Below are 18,700 nucleotides of genomic sequence, written 5' to 3'. Positions count from 1 at the left end.
TTTTTTTTAACATTTTTTTAGCTTAAGATCGCATTTGGCCATCCTGCTCGGCCTGTTTGAACACAATAAACTTGTCTCTTTCGGTACATTTTAATTATAAGTGAAGCCTCATCTATAAGATGAACAGCGCTATAATCTGCTGATATCGGGAAATACGTGACACTTCGTCACTACCTCTACATCACTAAAGAGGACTGCATTCACTGGGATACAGTCCTCTATCTGTATACATTTATGTAAACATCAAGCTTCATCAAGCTGTTTCCACTTATTCCCGAATACAGGACGCTTAAATGCTTCCATCTGTTCCAGCAGCTCTATCGCTGTCGGTTCTGCAATAACCAAGCTTCGATGTGTATGAAGAGCAAATCCAGCTTCAATTGAATGATCAATCATTCTCAGCAATGGAGTATAAAAATCCGCGACATTTAATAACCCAACTGGCCTTTCATGAATACCAAGCTGGGACCAGCTCATCACTTCAAACCATTCTTCAAGCGTACCGAAACCGCCTGGCATCGCAATAAAGCCATCCGCCAGCCGGATCATCGTTGCTTTACGCTCATGCATATCTTTAACCTCGACCAGCTCAGTAAGGTCTGTATGCATCATTTCTCCCTTAAATAAGCCCGTTGGCATCACACCTGTCACTTTACCGCCATGCGCCAATACGCTGTTTGCGACTTCCCCCATCAGTCCCACTTTGGAACCTCCATAGATAAGCCGAATCCCCCGTTTAGCCAGTTCCACACCCAATTGGCGTGCCTGTTCCGCATACTCGGGCCGATTGCCCAAGTTAGAGCCAGCGTACACACAAATACTCTTCATCTCTGTTAACACTCCTATTACTTGTTCTTTGTTGCAGCTCCATATAAGCTATAAGAAGTATAAGCCTTAATGGCATAGAAAGGAAGCTTACATATGACAGAACACACAAAAATGGATATTCAATCTTTTGAACAATGGGTACATCAATTCTACGCCTCTCGCCAATGGTCTGATTATGACTCCTTTATCCGTGTCGGATTCCTCATGGAAGAAGTAGGCGAAGTTGCCAGAGCAGTACGTGCAATGGAGATCGGTCGTGATCGGCCAGATGAGGCTGTTCCAAGCGACAGCATGCTGCATCAGGAACTGGTTGAAGAACTTGGTGATGTACTGGCAAATCTGCTCGTGTTAGCGAAGCGATATGATATTTCTATGGATCGTATGATGCAAGCCCATCAGGACAAATTAATAAACCGATTCGGCTCCATATAGGGCCATGATCAAGCTTTGAACATAAGGGTTATCGGCGGTCTCTTATAAATCTCGCGTTGTCAAACTATACAACCCACGCTTCGTATGTCCAGTGTGGGTTTGAGTCTGATTAAAGTGTTACTTGGTTCTCTTATGATCTCAACATTATTAAATAAAGCGCTGGACCTTGTCGGCCCAACGCTCTTGTTTTCAAACGGTATGTACAGCTATAAATGTGACGAATTGTAGCAAACAGGATAGTCTTTTACCTTGAACATCCTTTGTGCTGCAGCTCCAGCATCATACAGGGTACGGATAACAATATAAGTTATGGGACGATCCGAATAAAGGATGTTAGGTAAGCATGATGTAAGAGGATTAACGACGGGAAGCTTGATGTGGATCTGAATAAGGGAACTTCTCTAACAAATTGGACATGTTATAATTGGACTCGAACCAAGTACTCACGAGCAGCGTATCCTGCTTAATTGTAAAGTCAAATACGATCTCACCGTGTGTCCAGTTCTTCTTGCGCTTCAATGCTTCCATCGCCATGAGGCGGAATGAGGTAACATGACTTTTCTGCAGTCCTTTGCGGAGCGGAACAATAACACCGTCATGGCTTTCCATAGCATCATGTCTAATGCCGAACTTACCTATGGAATCATTACGGATACAAACGACTAAGGTGCCCCCAGTCAGGCCTAGAAGTTCCGGTTCCAACTCCTCAAATACATAACTTAGCTGCCTAGCCAAACTCATCTCATAAGCCCTTGACATCTAATTCCTCCTCTCAAAAAATACCCATATATATGCAAGAACATAGTTCTACATGCCCATTATAAGGGGATATATGCTATTAATCAACATATATTCATATATTAATTAGTGCTTAGGTATAAGAAAGAATCTGAATACAAGGGCCTACCGTGATGAATCTCGTTTAAAAGGACTCCATTCGAACCAGACCTAATCGTTTTGCTTCTACAATGGCTTCTGATCTCGAACTAACACCTAACTTCTCAAAGATGCGGGTTAGATTGTACTCCACTGTACGTTGACTCATCATCAACATAAGCGCAATGTTCTTGTTGCTCATCCCATCCGCTACGCCCTGCAAAATCTGTTGTTCTCGTTCCGTAATGGAGGCTTCTTCGATTGATTTCTCGCCCTTCTGAATCTTAACCTCACTTCTGCGTAGCTGCCTCAACAGCGTTACAGGAATCATAGCCTCGCCATGCATTGCACAATAAATGGCATTATGAAGCTGGTCGCGTGGCGCCGTTTTTGAGATGAAGCCGGACACGCCCGTTTCAACAAGCAAGTTGAAATGAGTATTGATCTCATACCCCGTATAAATAAGGACCCGACGATCCGGGTCCTCCTGTATTAACCGTTTCGTTAATTCCATGCCACTTATTGTAGGCATATTCAGATCACACAGAAAAATGTCAAACTCCTCGTGCTTTACCGCTTCCAGCGCCTCAACTGCAGACAGCACAAATGTTACGTTTAAGTTCGGGTCCTGCTCTAACATGGTCTTCGTACCTTCTCCTACAGAAGGATGATCATCAACCAATAAGATACGAATCACGTATATCGTCCCTTTCTTCACGTCGTTTTGACAATTTAATCGGAATCTTCATGCTTACTGCGAACCCATGGCCCTCTTCCGCATGAAACTCAATCTCACCTTCCAGACTAATCACACGTTCACGAATCCCTGACAATCCCATATGGCTGAATGACGATTGTAAGTTGTCCAAATTCATGCCGATACCATCATCTTTATAGGCTAGGTAAATGTGGGTATCATCCTCTTCAATGTCGATAACCACTTTATTGGCCTTCGCATGCTTCTCCGTATTGCGCAGCAGTTCTTGCATAATCCGATATACCGCAGTGATCTGTTCTTCGCTTAAAGTTGCCGTTACAGGCTTGGCCTGAAGAACAACCGCAAAGTTCACCTGAAGCTGCAAATGATCTGTTAAAAACTCAACCGCTTCTACTACACCCAGCTCAGTTAACAAAGGTGGTCTGAGTTCGTTACACGTCTCACGAATCTGATGTATAACGTCAAGCAGCCCTTCCTTAATCAGAAACAGCTCATTTTGCATGTGCTTAGGGATCTTGTTGTCGGCCATAAAGGTTTCCAGCCTCCGGTACCAGATCAACTGGTCTTGAAGCGCGGAATCGTGCAGATCCGAACCAAGGCGACGTCGTTCATTCTCTGATAGCAAGAACAACAGCCGCAGCAGCCAAGGTGAGGTAGAAGACTGCGTTTGACGCATTTCATCTTCCAACTGCTCCATAAAGTTATCAAGAAAATGCAGGTTCTCGTACACAATACTTGTGTAATTAGCAATTGTTTTGAGCCAGCGCAGTTCGTCTACATTAAATAAGGTGCGATTACTCTTGTTGCCAATCCAGATGACATGAATCTCTTCTTTGCGTTGCCCTACTATTAATGCGACACCCTGTGGCATCGTGATGACCTCTGCTACTTGAAGAGATTCCACATTTGCTAGTAGATACTTTGCAATGTCATGATCTACATCATTAAAAGGGTCTGGGTTGACGATACGCTGTTCACCATTCACTGTAAGAAATTGAAAGCTGCATAACGGCAGCATGGAGGTCACTTCTTGCTCAATGGCGCGGACAAGATCTTCCTTTTTCATTACACGGGCCATTGATCTAGAAAATCGATCCAAACTATCTTGGTAGCTATACATCTGTTTAAAGAGCTTGGGTCTAAATTTATAATCGATTTGCTCTTTAAGATACAAGAAAAGAGTAAACCCAATGTGGATCACAACAAAGATTTGGAACCACTGTATCCATGTGTGATCATAATTAATATTGTAAACTAAGCCTAAAAAAAATAGAACAACAAGTGACGGAATAATAGCTAGTGAAGTGTAATATTTAAAACGTGTCAAAATAAAATCGATATCAAACAAACGATTTGATGTTATTAAGTACATATAACTTAATGGAAGAACCAACACAAATAACGTAGTGAACATAGAAGGAAGAAATTGCAAATTCAATAGAATTAATGGTAGTACATTCATCGTGACAAATGGTATGAACGCCATCATATGTGCAGCAAGCATAAATTTGAATAACGGATTAAGCTTAGTAAATCGATACTGCACAAATAAAGTAACAAGTCGGTATAAGCAAATTCCATAAACAACTGTGATAGAACCCAAATATAAGTAATTTAACATTATGTTTATATTCGAACGAATAATATCAAATTGATACAATGCTCGTATTATACATTGTGTTAATACAATAAGCGTCAAAGAGTTTAATATCACATTATTTATAAATTTAACTCTATACCGACATAAGTATGCATTCATGAAGTACATAAAAATACAGAAGCTTACAGGGAGCAAAGACATTACTATACGTCCAATATGATCAAGTCTTGTTGAAGCTGTTACACTAAAATACATCATGCCTAATGATACAAAAAATAGGATTAGCAGCCTTGCGGCCTTATCATCCCCTCGCTTTACATACACAATACTGGCCATCAAGAGGAAAACAATCAGTACAAGGCTGGGCATGATGATCTGAAAAAATAGTGGACCTGACCGTATATTAGTAAGCCAATCGTGATCAATTGTTATTGTCTGTACTGTGCCATTCAGCTTACGAATCATTAACGTATCTACTTGTTCAACCAAGCCAAACTTTCGAACAAACATATTATTTGCAGGTGGATCTCCATCGACTTGTAGTAATATGTCTCCTCGCTTAATTCCATTTTCGTCTGCTCTATCGTAAGGATTTATATCCGTTGCGATATATTGCCCCTCATTGTTCATAGAGACCGTTAATCCAATCTGAGCGCACTTCATAGATGCAGAAACGATTTGAATTATTAATAGGAGTAAACAAATCACAAATATGATGTCCTGCCACTTTTTAAATCGAATTTCAAGTCACCTCTTTATTGCCATTTAAGAAAAACCTTATCTTTTGGAGAATTTTTCTTTGGGCTAAAAGACTCCATGATAACTTGTTGTTGAACAGGTGTTACACCTGCGAAATTCAATTTCCCTTGTAAAAACATTTCTCTTTTAGAGATATCATTCATCAATTCTTTAATTATATCTTTAATCATTTTTAAAATCCTCCTATGATATAAGCTTAATGTGTGCTAACAATACGTTCAATAAACTAATTCAGTCTGTTGGACAAAGGAATCTATAAATTGCTGGCGTAATAACGGTGTTGGTGATAACGAGTCGAAATATTCCAGACACTGATAGTAATTCAATTTCAACAGTACTTGTATGTATTTCCCTACACCAGATTGGTCCAGCAGCGCAACAATCTCTTCCGTATTCTCATGTTCGCTTAAATATAGGGCTAACGGATTAGATCCTTCGCTTGACACAAGCCGTGCCTTCTCAAGCTCTTCCGACATTAATAAGATCGGCAGCGTACGTCTACCGGATATGATATCACTGGACTCATGCCAACGAAGCATATTACGGTAATCATTGTATAGCTGTGCCCCCAGACCCATTTCGGTAGCGTAATTAGCAACAGTTTCATTCCATGCCCCAGTAGCAAGGAGAACTCCTGCCATACAGGCCATTACTAATATGGATGCAGACTTCATGGTGATCATGTTCGTGTAACCATCAGAATCAGCCACATCATTTTGCAAATCCATCATCTGGCCATTAATTGACTTAAGAAGCAGTCGATCTACTTGATCAGTTACAATACGTATCCGCTCATGGTCTAATGAACTATTTCCTATACACTGATGCCCTAAAACCATAAAGCCTAATGCTACATTAATAGCAAGGGGTTGAGGAATCTGCATCCATGGCTTAGACGGCGCGTCCTGATCCTGAATATCATCAAACATGTCACAGCTCAACACAAACAGTTCAATAGCAGCCGCAGCCTTATAGATAAGCTCTCCTTCTCCTCCGAACATGCGATAGTGGAATACGGTTAACAAGCCAAAATGAGTGCCTTCCTCCAGCTTGTCATCCAAGAAAGTACGCGCATATTCCCGTAGCGAATCTTGAAAATATTCGTCGATTAATGCGAGCAATTCCTCTTTAATTCTCACTAACTCAACTTCCATGCCCCACCTCCAAATTGATACTTTACTACTACTGATAATAATAACTATAAAAGAAAAAACAGGCAACCATGAAGGAGTTCATAATGAAAAGAAATCCTCATTTTACTGCCTGAGATCTTCATTTAGCCTTAAAATAAAGTCGAAATATGTCGATTGCTGTGCAACATCACGATAACTAAATTATCATCGTACTCAAGTCCCCTATCTTACATCACAAAATGTATGATCCTAGTTTTATCACAGCTGTAACATTATCCTATATAGCATCCATAAAAAAACCAAATAAGCAGCGCTATTAACAAAGTTAGATATCATTCATCATTATTATGGTGTATTCCTTCGCTATCGCTGCTCCATGAATGAAGATGTATCTGATACATCAAGTAGCGATACACCAATTGGTTTTCATTAATAATGGGATGAATATCCGCAGTGAGATCACATCCGCAGATACTTTCTTTTTGTGTATAAACGAATGAATGCAGTTTCTCCCAATATTATCTTAAGCATATAGTAAAAACAGAAAATGAAAATAGTTTTTATAAACTCTTTAGAATCTAACAGTGAGATTTTTCAACCCAATAATCATAGTGATATTGAAATATTTTATAGTTAGCAAGAGTCTATATAGTGTGTACATGATTTCGTCCGATTTCCACCAATGTTCTTTAGGAGGTAAGACTGTGGGGGTTAAAAGAATACCCTCTCTCGCTTGGATAGCTCTATTCTGTTCTTTGGTTATAGTTATGAGTGTTAATGGACAGATGGCAACAGCTGAAGACGTCCAGTCCAATTACGTCATCAAGTTCGAGGGAAAAGTGGCTAGAGACGCTGAAGTGTACTTAAAAGACGGAAGAACTTACGTCCCCTTTAAGTTTCTGACTCATGCGCTTGGTTTGAACGTGAACTTCTCTCAATTTCATGAAGAATATGTCTATCACAACTATGAGACACAACATAATAACAAAGCCGTTAGGGTATGGGGCAACCTTGAGCGTGGTTACTGGATACAAACTCGTCCGCTCGGACAAGAGGATAGTCCTTATGATACGAAGATATCTGGACCTACATACATTTGTAAGCCAGGAACGGACAATTGCACATTGGATGAAAAGAAATATCACGGCCCATTTGTAAGAAAAGGGACCTTGTACGTACCTGTTCGCGATATGTCAAAGGTATTTGATCTAAACATAAACGTCCAGCGTACAGGCGCGCTAACTATTGTTGATTTACAATCAATGATCAAATAGCCTGAAGCAATCATTCTGACGGGAGTCAGCTTTTTGATTAATTCTGCTTACCAATGCTTTACTAGACATGCTGTTTCATACAAAAATTCGCAGCAGTATGTCATTGCAATGATTCAATCTAGCGTTATTCGGCACGCTCTCTCCCTTGCTATTATGCTCTCTTAATACATAATTTAAGTGCAGAAGAGAATAATGCTCAATACTCCGGACTATGTTCATTTTATAGTATCTAATAGGGCCCATACATAATTTACGTATGGTTCATTAACAGCACAAAAAAGGCAGCAGACTATAGGAACTACAAAGTATCCCTCTCTGCTACCTGCTAATGATACAATAGTTGTTGAGATTGTATAACTAAGATGTAGTGTAATTACGTACAATGAAATGTCATTATGCAACAGATGCGTAAAATGGATGTAGACCCACAGGCTGAAACGAGATGAGTAAAGTAAGGCGGATAGAAAAAGACTAGAGGCATCTGTAGAAGTAAAGAACGCGGACATACGTGAATCATTTAGGAACGTCTTATTTAAACTTGTCTTTTTCCGCGACATGGCCCTTAACGGCTTCGCGACTCAACCCTGCCATTGGATCGTTCATGCGTTGAAACAGGGAAGACAACGCCTGCATACGCATCTGAATAATACTCTCTACCGTTCTTGGAGGACCGCTTCGATGCTGGTTCACGTCCATAGGGTAGCCCTCCTTTACTTGTTATTGGGCGAAACTAGCTGCTGTACGCGTTGTAGTCACTGGCATCCTGCACCCAGCATATAGGCCTTGACTTTCCACGCGTTCCATACTTCGAATAAGCAAAAATTTCAGCATAAATTGTTCATGCCGATTAATATGAAACAATGGCATTAGTGCCACAACACTATCGTTTAGCACTTGATGAGCGGAATACTCATGACAATATCGCCCATAGGCAGCCAGTTGATTAGGGATCACGCCTACTTCAGAAAGTTTGCAGATTGCTTTGTACAGTTCCTTACGTGCGGCTGACCACCGACGCAGGATAACGTCTTCCCCCACATACAAGCCATCCTTGGTCGTATGCAGAATAACTTCCTGGACAACCTCATCGACAGCTCTGCCTAACTGAACATCTGCTGCTTCATACTGCTCCTGAACGAAGTCACGCTCCGGTAAACTTGAGATATATTGGCTCACTTTAGCACGGGGAGAAATGTGACCGCGCAGCAAAGTTTCCTGCAGGTCGTAGCCACCATTCACAGCCATCATCCGAAGCATTTGGAGAAAGCGAAATTGGCTGTTCGAACGGCTTCGTTCGATCTCGCTAAGAATTAGCTCATGTGTATAGGCATAAAAACTGTGCAGCAGCTCCATTATTGCTTCATTGCCATACCATTCGTTTGAAATATGGAGTTCGCTTGCTTCAATGCTGTTATTCGGTGCAATAAGCTCAAATGTCTTTGTATCACGCCCAGGCGATGACCACTTACTAAATAGAGCCTTATAACTTAGTTGATCCAATTGCTTAGTAGAAGGATGCTTCTTCAAATAGGAGCCAATTCGACGTCGGAGTACATGTAACGCGCGGTCAAAAGAAGCCTCGTGTTCTACTTCTACATGGATGGCAATGTGCGGCCCGAAATTCCATCGCCTCTGCACATAGGCTCTAATCACTTGCCCCTCTGCTTGAATGCGTTGCAATACCGGTCGTATGCCATCTAGGAGCAGCGATTCCTGCTTGTCCTCATAGTAGTATACGTGCACAGCTTTCCACACTAAGATAAACCTCCTTCGCCTGACCTAATTGCGCTGCTGTTGCGACTCGTATCCATATATTTCAGTAACTCTACGTCGCTATCGCATGCAATGGGCTGAATTCGAATCGATACTTATAGCTGGTAAGGTTCTACCTTCAGCAGCGAATGAAAAAGAGATGTGTTATCGATATCTCTCTGTATCTGAGACTGAAAACAATAAACGGTGCTGCAAGCGCAAGGGGGAGGCTGCTCGCAGCACCGTTAACCTAGCAGAGGAGGCAGTACCAACAACTAATTGTGCAAGAGGAGAAGTTGCACCTCATGAGTTGTTGACTGAGGAATGACTGACGTAACTGCAACCTTTGTCTTGTCTGTATCATATACTATATTCCGGATTTCTTCACCGACTTCATGCCCCGTAATTCCCACAATAATTTTGCGGGCTATCGGAATGTGTCGAACTTCCAGAATCAAGAATTAATTAGTTGTCGGATATGGCTGTAAAGCCTTTACTGACACGGGTTAAGCGCATTTATGACACAATTTTCAGAACCATTCTATCATATTTGAGAGGCTTTAATTCTACAAGTTTTACGTGTGTTTTCCGAACACCGCAACTTTTCCTCTAGCGTTATTGCGGGGGTATCAATTTGACCTTTTCCACTATTAGACAAGCAATGCACAAATGCCGAGGTTTCCCCCGGCATTTGTCAGTTTAATAAATAGAAGAACTAGTCTCATATGAATTGTCATATCATAACCAAACCTACAGTCCTATTTTTAAGAGTAGCATTCACTTCGATTCCCTGATTACAAGTTATTTACTAGAGTTACTAGTGGTATTAGGTACTGCTGTCGGCGGAATCTCTATCGGGAAAGCCCACGCCTCATCTCCATAGTAGTAACGCTTGGTTACTATAGGGGCGATAAGCTTCAGCTTCTTGTCTTCCCATGACGGATCATAATCCGGAATCCGAATCGTATACTTCGTTCGGGCTGTACCCGCAAGTTGATGCGATTGACGCGCCTCTACTTCATTGCGATTAGATTCAACCAACAAATGCTCCCGCAGCAAGTCTGACTCATTAGCGAGCATCCACGCCCCAAATTTGTAATCTGGTGCCTTCAAGGTGAGATCCATTTCGAGTACAGCATTTTGTTTGCCAGGCTCTCTTGGGTCAGCCTCCGTCTTAAATGAGGTTAACTTAAATTCATGACCATTTACTTTTAATATTACTATTCCTTTACGAACATCGGCAGGCCGAAACGTCAAAGTTAGATCAGACAATTCGTTGTACTCTTCATAATCCAGTCTAAACATTAACTTCTTCCCTTGCGGCCAACGACCCAGCAATAACTCGGGGTTGTTCGTGTCACTAATCACATTTCCCGCTTCGTCCAACAACTGCCATAGAAAGCGGCGCGTATTCAGATCATACTGAATATATTCATCCCGGCTTAGTTGGCTCCAAAATGGTGGTTTATGCTCTATTTGGCGCTGCTTGGCTTCTGCTGTCATTTCATGCGACAGTCCCAAAATCGTTTCTGTAGGAGTTAATACTAGCTTGTTTACGTTTAAAGTTACACCTTGCGGTGACTTCTTTGATTGATTTAACGGAATGTGAACTTTGGCGTGCTCACTCTTCCCGAATGAGAAAGGAACACTCACTTTCCAATGGCCTTCAACCTTCTCATTATATGAAATATTTAAAGATTCTGAAGCATACTCATCCTGTCCACCTACGACTTGAATTTCCATATGAAGAGTCAATTGCTTGCCTTCCAGACCGTAGGGCATATCCACTCGGACTGTAGAATAATCGTTGCTGCCCATCCTGCCGCCTGATCCTCCATTTGCCCTCGCTTCATATACCGTTCCTTGATCATCTGTAACATACAGTCTATTCTGCTTTCCTCTCTTACCCTCGAATCGTAAATAGGGGTCATACACCTGCCCGTCCTTGCTAACTTGATAGGTAATATATACAATCGGTGAATCAGGCAGTACCTGGTGCACCGACAGCGTTATCCCCTTATCCGTAGCTGATGCTTGCACCTGATCTGCAAAGCCCATCTCAGCGGCACGATCCAAATTGTCAAAGCCATAAGCAAAGAAGGACTTGATCATCTGGGCAAATGCCGGCGATGACGTAGCACCTACAACCAAAGCAAATGCAATTCCTGCTGCGATTAATCCCGTGTTTCTGCGCATTCGTTTTGGTTTGGTCGAGGCCTTATTTATCGCATGGATCTGTGCCATCACATCATTCGTAAATGATTCCGATACGTTTACATCTGGTAATTGAGTCATCAGATCCCACTCATCTCGTTCTTCTCCCGGCTCCAGTAGTACAGAACAGGATTCGCACGCTGCAGCATGTGCTTCTAGCGCAGTTATTTCTTGATTTGTTAATGGACGTTCTTCATCCAGCAGCGATATAAAGTGACTACACTTCAAGCAAATCCCTCCTTTCAGCCATCAATTCCCCTAGCTTCTTCTTCGCTCGATGGAGATGAACTTGTACAGTTGTCACCGGGACTTCTAGCACTTCTGCAATTTCTTTGTAGCTCATGTCCTGCGTGTATCGCATACACAGGACAGTACGGTATGGTAAAGACAACTGCTTAATCGCTTCCGCAACTTCCTCTCTTCGTTCCTGCTTAAGGAGTTGTACTTCCGGAGAGGGCTCACTCCCCACTAACGTGTCCTGAAGCTCCGACCATTGGCGTGTTTGATTTTTACGCCAATTGGAGATGCTCAAGTTGACTGCAATTCGATTCAACCAGGCCGGAAACTTGCTTTCAGGATTATACTTGCTTAAATGCTTGTACGCTCTCACAAAAGCGGCTTGCGCGATATCCTCCGCATCCGCAGCAGAATTCCCCATACCTACGAGCATAGCAACAAGCCTATGTTTATATTTATTCACAAGGTGAGCGTAACTCTCCGTGTCGCCGGCCAACACCCGAGCTACCCACTCCTGATCTTCCATCATGATCATTGTTCCTCCGTCTGTCATCTTCCCTATATGTCTTTCCTTGTAGAGCCACATGTGTATTCCTTGCTTCGATCAGCTTGGTCTCCATAGTTGATTCATCCTCATGTCACCCCAAAGTACCTTATTGAATCTTCATTCTTAATACGTTGAAAGTATGGCATATCTTTCATCATAAAAACGATTTCATGTTGCCGGACACAAAAATACCTCTTGGTGCCTCACCTTCTATACCATTTGATGGTATGAAGGAAGGCGTCCAAGAGGTTGCTGGAGAAAGTTAAGGTTGGGGTAATTGAAAACGGATTTGTTGCGCATAAGCGCTGAAGTTCCCCTTAAGGAGTAAAATAATTGTATTATGAGTTATGTCAATAGGATTAGGATCTGGTTCTTTCAAAAGTTTAATTACAACAATAAAATCCTTATAAGACCACTCTATTAAATTATTGTCTAATGAGATCACATTAACTTGCAAATGTTCCAACTCTTTATTGGGGTCTGTGAAATAATTCCTTACGTCCAAGTAGACGGCCTCTCCTACACTCATCGTAAGTGTAGACAGGTCCTTTCCAGGTATAGGCTTCATACCTGCAATCAGGGTTGCCATAAATGTTTGTTCGCTACAGCCACCATCTCGATCACTTACTAGAACAGTCACTTTTGTGGTACCCAGTTTTTTATTATTTGTAGACAGGACAAAGAATCCTTCACGATACGTTACAAAATAAGGCTCGAAAATATCAGTGTTTTCTACTTTTATTTCATATGTTAATTGATCCCCATCTGGATCCATAAAATATTCTTGAATATTTGGGAACCAGCTATTACCTTCTCCAAGTGTAATGTCCGGCAACTGCTTAAGAATAGTTGGCACTTGATTGTTTGCACGCAACGGTTTTACTTTTAGATGAAACTGCTTTTCAACAGATTGAGTAATCAGGGTTAACTTGGCGGTTAAGGTTACATTCTTATGCTCTGTCCCGATCGTGCGGAAAACTTCTCCTTTAGAAGAAATAACAGTTTCATCGGAAGAAGACCAGGCGATGGTAGAACTAATCCCAAAACCTGGAATCATTTCATTTATGCTAGAGTATAGCCTAATTGGTCCCGCCACGTCATCTGAAGAATCACCAGGATGAAATCCAATTTGGAGCATTCTTTCATCCCGTTCAAGCAGCCTTTCTTCCATTATGCGATCTTCTGGCATTGAAGGATACTTTATTACAATCATATTAAAAGTCTTGGACATCTTCGTTGCACCCTTTGTGATGTCGGCTGTCAATATAACATGACGATCCCCCGTCAAGTACCAAGGCCTGTTAACTTTACCGGTCGTGGCGTTAATAATGTAATCGTCACTGGACTTCCATGTAATAGTAGATCCATTCTTCCCAAGTTTAGGTAGCGTTACATCATAAGTAACTTCTGTCACCGATTTGTCGCGAGAATCCAGTAAGACTGCCAAAGCATCCGAATCCGCCTTAACCAACTGCTCATCCGACGGTGTGACAGTTCCTGTTCCTCCACCGCCTCCTCCTGCAAATCCCCCGCTTACAGGCGGAACTGTGTTCTGACCTTCTTGTTTCTTGCGCTCTTCTTCTAGACGTTTTAACTCATCTTCGCGTTTCTTCTCAGCTTCTTCTTTCTTACGCTTGGCTTCTTGCTGACTTTGTTCACGCATCTTCTGAATGGCTGCTTGTCCAGCAGAACTATTCTGGAAGCTGCTAGTTACAGCTGCCACTTGTTCACGAGTAGCCGTTCCTTTAGGATCGAATCGATCTTGAGACGCCCCTCCCATCAACTTCAACTCAATAGCGTAAGCAACAGCATCCTTAGCCCAAATTGAGATCTCCTTCTGGTCCGCAAACTTGAGCGTCTGCCCTTTACCAGCAGCATCAACCCCAAGTGCTCTTATAAAAATGGAAGCCAACTGCTCACGGGTTAGCGTCTCGTTGAGTCCAAATGTATGCTCGCTAAGTCCATTAAACAGCCCCGCCTTAATAACCGCTTCTATGTATGGGTACGCATAATGATCTACGGGTACATCTCTAAATTGGATTGTCCCCTTATTATTCAATTCAACTTCCAGCTTTAGCGCTTTGGCCATTATAATCGCAAAGTCCTGACGATTGATCTTACCTTGAGGATTAAATTTCCCATTCCCTACTCCACTAATCACACCTTGACTAGCCAACTCTTGTATCGCCTGCTTAGCAAACGATTTATCGATATCTTTAAAGGATGAAGATGCCGCCTTTACAGGTGGCACAACTAGACTAGCCGCTAATATGCAGCTTATCGCAACCTTAATAAGCTTGCTGTTCATTTGACTGAATTCGCCTCTCTCTCTGATATTCATACCCCTTCTTAAAATATCATATCTCACTCAACATTCCTACTATATTATTCCATAGTATTATATTGTTGGATTTTTGTCATATTCAGTATGCTATGAAGCTCTCCATCAATTCGTGATGTTCCTCCAATTCGCGGACGACTGCCCCTGCACCAAAGCCACCTAAATAGCCGCCACTTCAAAGCGAAGCAGCGGCTATTATTTAATCAAGCTCAAGCATAAAGGCGGCTTCCTGCTTACGTTCACCATTTACCCACACCGATACGATATGCTCACCAGCATGGTGCTTGCGTGTCGACAGGTCGCGGAATTCCTGCTCCCTAGTTACCTTTGTCCTACCAGGTAGATAGAGCTTGTCCGACAGCTGGAACTTTTTCAGGGATCGACTTCCATTTGCCTTCACATATTCCACTCCGTATTCAATTCGAAGCTTCTCTGACTCTATCGATTCATTTACAATGTTAAATTGAAAACGTAGTCTCTCCCCCAACAGCAACTTATCTGCAGACAGTTCCAGTTCTTCCACGTGCACCGGCAAATGTCCTTTATACCCAAACAATTGCAGCATTTCTTCATCTCCACGCTTCAGCAGCGTTCTCGCGCCATGACGAATAATCCAATCGGTATGTGGATGCCTGCCAATCCACGCGGTGGACAATTGTCTGACAAGTGCAGGATGATCCTTTGTAATATCATTGATATTATTCGCCACACTCTTCCGTACGTACAAGGAGTCATCCTCCTTAAGCAGCTCCAAAATAGGCAAAATCGGTTCTGGATTCCGCTTAAGCTCCCGTAGTGCCATCGCCCAAGGCAAGCGTGGTCTACAGCCCTCACTAGCTAGTCTACGAACATGCTCGTTAGAATGTGATGCCCACTTGAGCATCTGAGCCATCATACGCGGCTGGTCTCGTTCAATAAACGGCCTAACTGCAAACTCTGACGTAGAATAAGGTGTAAAACGTTCCAGCGCGCGAATAGACACGTCCCAATGCTCCTGTCCGTATACTTCCACGAAATCAGGGAACGTAATATAAGCAAGCCCTGACCCTAAAGGTGCAATTTCCATCAACACTTCGATTGCTTCCTCATACGAATCGGGCAGGGTCTTCCTTAATACTCCAGATACGTGACGTACTCGCTGTTTTAATTCACGTTCTTCCCAATCTGTGTCCTGAACGAGAGACAAAAAACGCTCACCATCAAACTTCGGATAAGCATCAGTTAAATGAGTAATCAGTGGACGAAAAAAAGAATCGCCGAAAATTTGTTTGCGCAGCTCAGACATTGGAAAGTCCTCCTATTTAGATGTAATCTCTGCACCCATCTTGTTATGAATCATTTATTCCCTGCTGCATATGTCATCATAATCTTTATGCATATATCAATGTTGCTGGTATAAATGCTGGAATAACTCTACAAAAATAATAAACAATAGCCTTTAAACTGCTTAACAAGTAATTAGCGCACATACGTTCCCTATATAGTATACTTTTTCTCGCTTTTTAGCTAATCCATTTTGTATACAAACCAAATAAATATAAAAAAAAACTTGATAAACTAATGTTATTAGTTATATACTAATGTTATTAGTTTAAAGCAAATAAACACACACCCTTCTGGGAGGTAATATACAATGCGAATGAGTAAAGTTCATCAGGTCTTTCAATTATCTTTTATGCCAAATCTATTTCCAGTGAATTGTTATCTCATTGAGGAGGAACGTGAGCTTACCTTGATTGATGCCGCGCTTCCATACAGCGATAAGAGCATCCTACAGGCAGCGGAGAGAATCGGCAAGCCAATTACCCGTATTGTGCTAACCCATGCGCACGACGATCATGTCGGCGCCTTAGACAAGTTAAAAGTACGATTACCGGAAGCAAAAGTATACATTTCAGCGCGGGATGCCAAGCTACTCCACGGTGATACGTCATTGGAGACCCAAGAACCCACTGTCCCCATACGAGGCAGCGTGCCGAAAAAGGTCAAGACTATACCTGACTGCCACATCCAAGATGGCGATCCTATCGGCTCGCTCATGGCCATATCCACTCCAGGTCATACGCCAGGTTCAATGTCTTTCCTGGATACACGAAGCAAGACGCTTATTGCAGGCGACGCTTTTCAGACAAGAGGAGGCATCGCTGTATCCGGCACGATGAAGCCGTGGTTCCCATTCCCAGCAATGGCTACCTGGCACAAAGAGTCCGCACTAAGCAGTGCCAAGCGCCTGATTGCTCTGCAGCCCGCCACCCTGGCTGTTGGCCATGGGCTTATGCTCGCTAATCCGCTGCCAGCAATGCAACAATCCATTACAGAAGCGGAAGCAGCCATCGAAAGGAGTGCTCATCATGCGGCAAGGTCTTGATCAATTTACCGTGTTACAGGCAGCAGCAGAGCTCGCCGACGCACACGGTTATGAGCAGCTTTCCTTAGCTTCGCTGGCTAAACAGCTTCAGATCCGCACTCCCTCGTTATACAATCACGTGAAAGGAATGCCTGGGCTTAAACAAGCGCTGGCTTCCTATGCTGTACGCAAGCTAAAAGAGGCACTGATCGAGGGCATTATCGGCAAGAGCGGTGATGAAGCGCTACATGCATTAGCGTTCGCCTATGTAGACTTCGTACGCCAACATCCCGGCATATATGAGGCATCTATGGGTGCACCTGATCCGTTAGACCCAGACTTCCAGACCGCTGGGACTGAGGTGGTTCAATTGATTATACGACTTATGGAATCTTATCAATTAGAACCAGAAGTAGCTATACATGCGGTACGCGGCATGCGCAGCATCGTGCATGGCTTTGCTTCTCTGGAGCTACGTAAAGAATTCAATATCGAAATAAGCAAGAATGAATCATTGCACTACGCCATAACCGCCTATCTGAGAGGGGTACAGCATGTAAGTCAAAACCCCGATTGAACAAAGGGAGACGTTATTCGGCTCCTTTCGTATTAGGCTCAAAGTTGAGGATAATAAAATCCGTTATTGTATCGTCTTAATGAAGTAATCTAGTTAAAAAGTCACATCCGAGTTACGTTACCTTATATGGGAATTATTCATATCAGTTCACACACATGAACATCAAGTCCCAACTGTTCGAAAGAATAGTTGGGACTTATTGCTGTTTTTCGTCACCTTCACTTATACTTAACCAGGTAGTTATAACACAATCGGAGGATAGTATGGACCGGAGCACTGCATTATTCGACAAAATGTTAACATTCACCTCATCCGCGTTTTTCGAGCTTGAGTCATCATTGCTATTAGGTCAGGTCTCTTCCTCCGCTCAACATGTACTGGATGTAGGCTGCGGCAATGGAGATTACCTAGCCAGATATATTAACCATTTCCCCCAAGCACAAGCTATCGGGCTGGATTTGGACCCCTTTATTATTCAGCAAGCGAAAGATCGATACGGAGAGGCGATCGCTTTTTACAATTGCAGTTATGAAAACTTGCCTGTCAACGATCCGTTCGATACGATACTGGCTCGCTTAGTCATTGACCATATCTCGGATCGGACTCATTTTTGGAACTGGCTGCAGCAGCGTGCCGCGATAACCGGCTCTATTTTAATTACAGATATAAATGGCTATGGTCTTTCAGATTCAGCCAAACTCCCATTGTTCACAAATATGTACAAAGGAATAAGAGATCGGATTCGCCGGCCCTCTTTTCTTCGACTTCAAGATTCATTACGGTTGGAGATGAAACAATTTCGTTTTCATCATGTGACTACAACAGAATATCAGTTAGCCATTCATACGAAAGAACTGCAAGCACAATTCTATCACTACCTAAGATCAGTAACCGAGCTAATGACCGCTGTGCAATCACACCTACATACTTCATTTGATCATAATCGTAGCGCCATATATGAGGAATTGGAGAATTGGCTGATTTCAGGGGATGACACGATGGAAATAAGTATGTTTTGTCTACATGCAAAACGTATTTAACGACATCTAAATAAACGGGGGACTA

At 42.5% G+C, this 18,700-nt stretch carries 18 protein-coding genes; 6 read left to right on the top strand and 12 right to left on the bottom strand.

What is annotated here, in order from left to right; genetic code table 11:
• Positions 1-243: 243 nt before the first annotated feature.
• Complete coding sequence (locus tag MH117_RS20100) at positions 244-828, bottom strand: LOG family protein (protein WP_239331728.1); 585 nt, start codon at positions 826-828, stop codon at positions 244-246.
• 111 nt (positions 829-939) lie between these two features.
• On the opposite strand from MH117_RS20100, the gene MH117_RS20095 reads away from it, so the two are divergent.
• On the top strand, positions 940-1,260 hold the full coding sequence (locus MH117_RS20095) for a MazG nucleotide pyrophosphohydrolase domain-containing protein (protein ID WP_239331924.1): 321 nt from the start codon (positions 940-942) through the stop codon (positions 1,258-1,260).
• Positions 1,261-1,617: 357 nt separating this feature from the next.
• On the opposite strand, the gene MH117_RS20090 is transcribed toward MH117_RS20095, so the two are convergent.
• The 5 genes from MH117_RS20090 to MH117_RS20070 form a co-directional block, all read right to left on the bottom strand.
• The gene (locus tag MH117_RS20090) at positions 1,618-2,019 is read right to left on the bottom strand and encodes an O-methyltransferase (RefSeq protein ID WP_239331725.1); all 402 of its coding nucleotides are present in this window, start codon (positions 2,017-2,019) and stop codon (positions 1,618-1,620) included.
• A gap of 163 nt (positions 2,020-2,182) precedes the next feature.
• Positions 2,183-2,854 carry a response regulator gene (locus MH117_RS20085; protein WP_343224476.1) on the bottom strand — a complete coding sequence of 224 codons (672 nt, stop codon included), beginning with the start codon at positions 2,852-2,854 and terminating at the stop codon, positions 2,183-2,185.
• The gene (locus MH117_RS20080; protein ID WP_239331723.1) at positions 2,811-5,084 is read right to left on the bottom strand and encodes a sensor histidine kinase; all 2,274 of its coding nucleotides are present in this window, start codon (positions 5,082-5,084) and stop codon (positions 2,811-2,813) included. The genes MH117_RS20085 and MH117_RS20080 overlap by 44 nt, the downstream gene beginning before the upstream one ends.
• A 125-nt stretch (positions 5,085-5,209) precedes the next feature.
• Positions 5,210-5,383, bottom strand: a complete 174-nt coding sequence (locus MH117_RS20075) for a hypothetical protein (protein ID WP_239331721.1) — start codon at positions 5,381-5,383, stop codon at positions 5,210-5,212.
• A 48-nt stretch (positions 5,384-5,431) separates the two neighbouring features.
• Positions 5,432-6,367, bottom strand: coding sequence for a polyprenyl synthetase family protein (locus MH117_RS20070; RefSeq protein ID WP_239331719.1), 936 nt, complete (start codon positions 6,365-6,367; stop codon positions 5,432-5,434).
• Positions 6,368-7,050: 683 nt separating this feature from the next.
• On the opposite strand from MH117_RS20070, the gene MH117_RS20065 reads away from it, so the two are divergent.
• Complete coding sequence (locus MH117_RS20065; RefSeq protein WP_239331717.1) at positions 7,051-7,620, top strand: stalk domain-containing protein; 570 nt, start codon at positions 7,051-7,053, stop codon at positions 7,618-7,620.
• A gap of 528 nt (positions 7,621-8,148) precedes the next feature.
• Here the strand turns inward: MH117_RS20065 and MH117_RS20060 are convergent.
• Together MH117_RS20060 and MH117_RS20055 are read right to left on the bottom strand one after the other, a co-directional pair.
• On the bottom strand, positions 8,149-8,316 hold the full coding sequence (locus tag MH117_RS20060; RefSeq protein ID WP_239331715.1) for a hypothetical protein: 168 nt from the start codon (positions 8,314-8,316) through the stop codon (positions 8,149-8,151).
• Between the two features lie 21 nt (positions 8,317-8,337).
• Complete coding sequence (locus tag MH117_RS20055; RefSeq protein ID WP_239331713.1) at positions 8,338-9,375, bottom strand: lantibiotic dehydratase C-terminal domain-containing protein; 1,038 nt, start codon at positions 9,373-9,375, stop codon at positions 8,338-8,340.
• Between the two features lie 85 nt (positions 9,376-9,460).
• Here MH117_RS20055 and MH117_RS20050 point away from each other — a divergent pair, with 85 nt between their 5' ends.
• Complete coding sequence (locus MH117_RS20050) at positions 9,461-9,700, top strand: hypothetical protein (protein ID WP_239331711.1); 240 nt, start codon at positions 9,461-9,463, stop codon at positions 9,698-9,700.
• Between the two features lie 473 nt (positions 9,701-10,173).
• Here MH117_RS20050 and MH117_RS20045 read toward each other — a convergent pair whose 3' ends face one another.
• From MH117_RS20045 to MH117_RS20030, 4 genes are all read right to left on the bottom strand, one after another.
• The gene (locus tag MH117_RS20045; protein ID WP_239331709.1) at positions 10,174-11,814 is read right to left on the bottom strand and encodes a DUF4179 domain-containing protein; all 1,641 of its coding nucleotides are present in this window, start codon (positions 11,812-11,814) and stop codon (positions 10,174-10,176) included.
• Complete coding sequence (locus MH117_RS20040) at positions 11,804-12,352, bottom strand: RNA polymerase sigma factor (protein ID WP_239331707.1); 549 nt, start codon at positions 12,350-12,352, stop codon at positions 11,804-11,806. The genes MH117_RS20045 and MH117_RS20040 overlap by 11 nt, the downstream gene beginning before the upstream one ends.
• A gap of 280 nt (positions 12,353-12,632) precedes the next feature.
• Positions 12,633-14,678 carry an S-layer homology domain-containing protein gene (locus tag MH117_RS20035; protein WP_239331705.1) on the bottom strand — a complete coding sequence of 682 codons (2,046 nt, stop codon included), beginning with the start codon at positions 14,676-14,678 and terminating at the stop codon, positions 12,633-12,635.
• 232 nt (positions 14,679-14,910) lie between these two features.
• On the bottom strand, positions 14,911-15,996 hold the full coding sequence (locus MH117_RS20030; protein WP_239331703.1) for a DNA alkylation repair protein: 1,086 nt from the start codon (positions 15,994-15,996) through the stop codon (positions 14,911-14,913).
• Positions 15,997-16,344: 348 nt separating this feature from the next.
• Here MH117_RS20030 and MH117_RS20025 point away from each other — a divergent pair, with 348 nt between their 5' ends.
• From MH117_RS20025 to MH117_RS20015, 3 genes are all read left to right on the top strand, one after another.
• A complete protein-coding gene (locus tag MH117_RS20025; RefSeq protein WP_239331701.1) occupies positions 16,345-17,079 on the top strand; it encodes an MBL fold metallo-hydrolase in 735 nt (244 codons plus the stop codon).
• Positions 17,063-17,635 carry a TetR/AcrR family transcriptional regulator gene (locus tag MH117_RS20020; protein ID WP_239331699.1) on the top strand — a complete coding sequence of 191 codons (573 nt, stop codon included), beginning with the start codon at positions 17,063-17,065 and terminating at the stop codon, positions 17,633-17,635. The genes MH117_RS20025 and MH117_RS20020 overlap by 17 nt, the downstream gene beginning before the upstream one ends.
• A 263-nt stretch (positions 17,636-17,898) precedes the next feature.
• Positions 17,899-18,675: a class I SAM-dependent methyltransferase gene (locus MH117_RS20015; RefSeq protein WP_239331697.1), complete on the top strand. Its 777-nt coding sequence runs from the start codon at positions 17,899-17,901 to the stop codon at positions 18,673-18,675.
• Positions 18,676-18,700 lie beyond the last annotated feature (25 nt).

Origin of the sequence: Paenibacillus sp. ACRRX (assembly GCF_022346885.1) — a bacterium.
Taxonomy (GTDB): Bacteria; Bacillota; Bacilli; order Paenibacillales; family Paenibacillaceae; genus Paenibacillus_B.
This window is presented reverse-complemented; position numbering and strand designations above follow the sequence as displayed.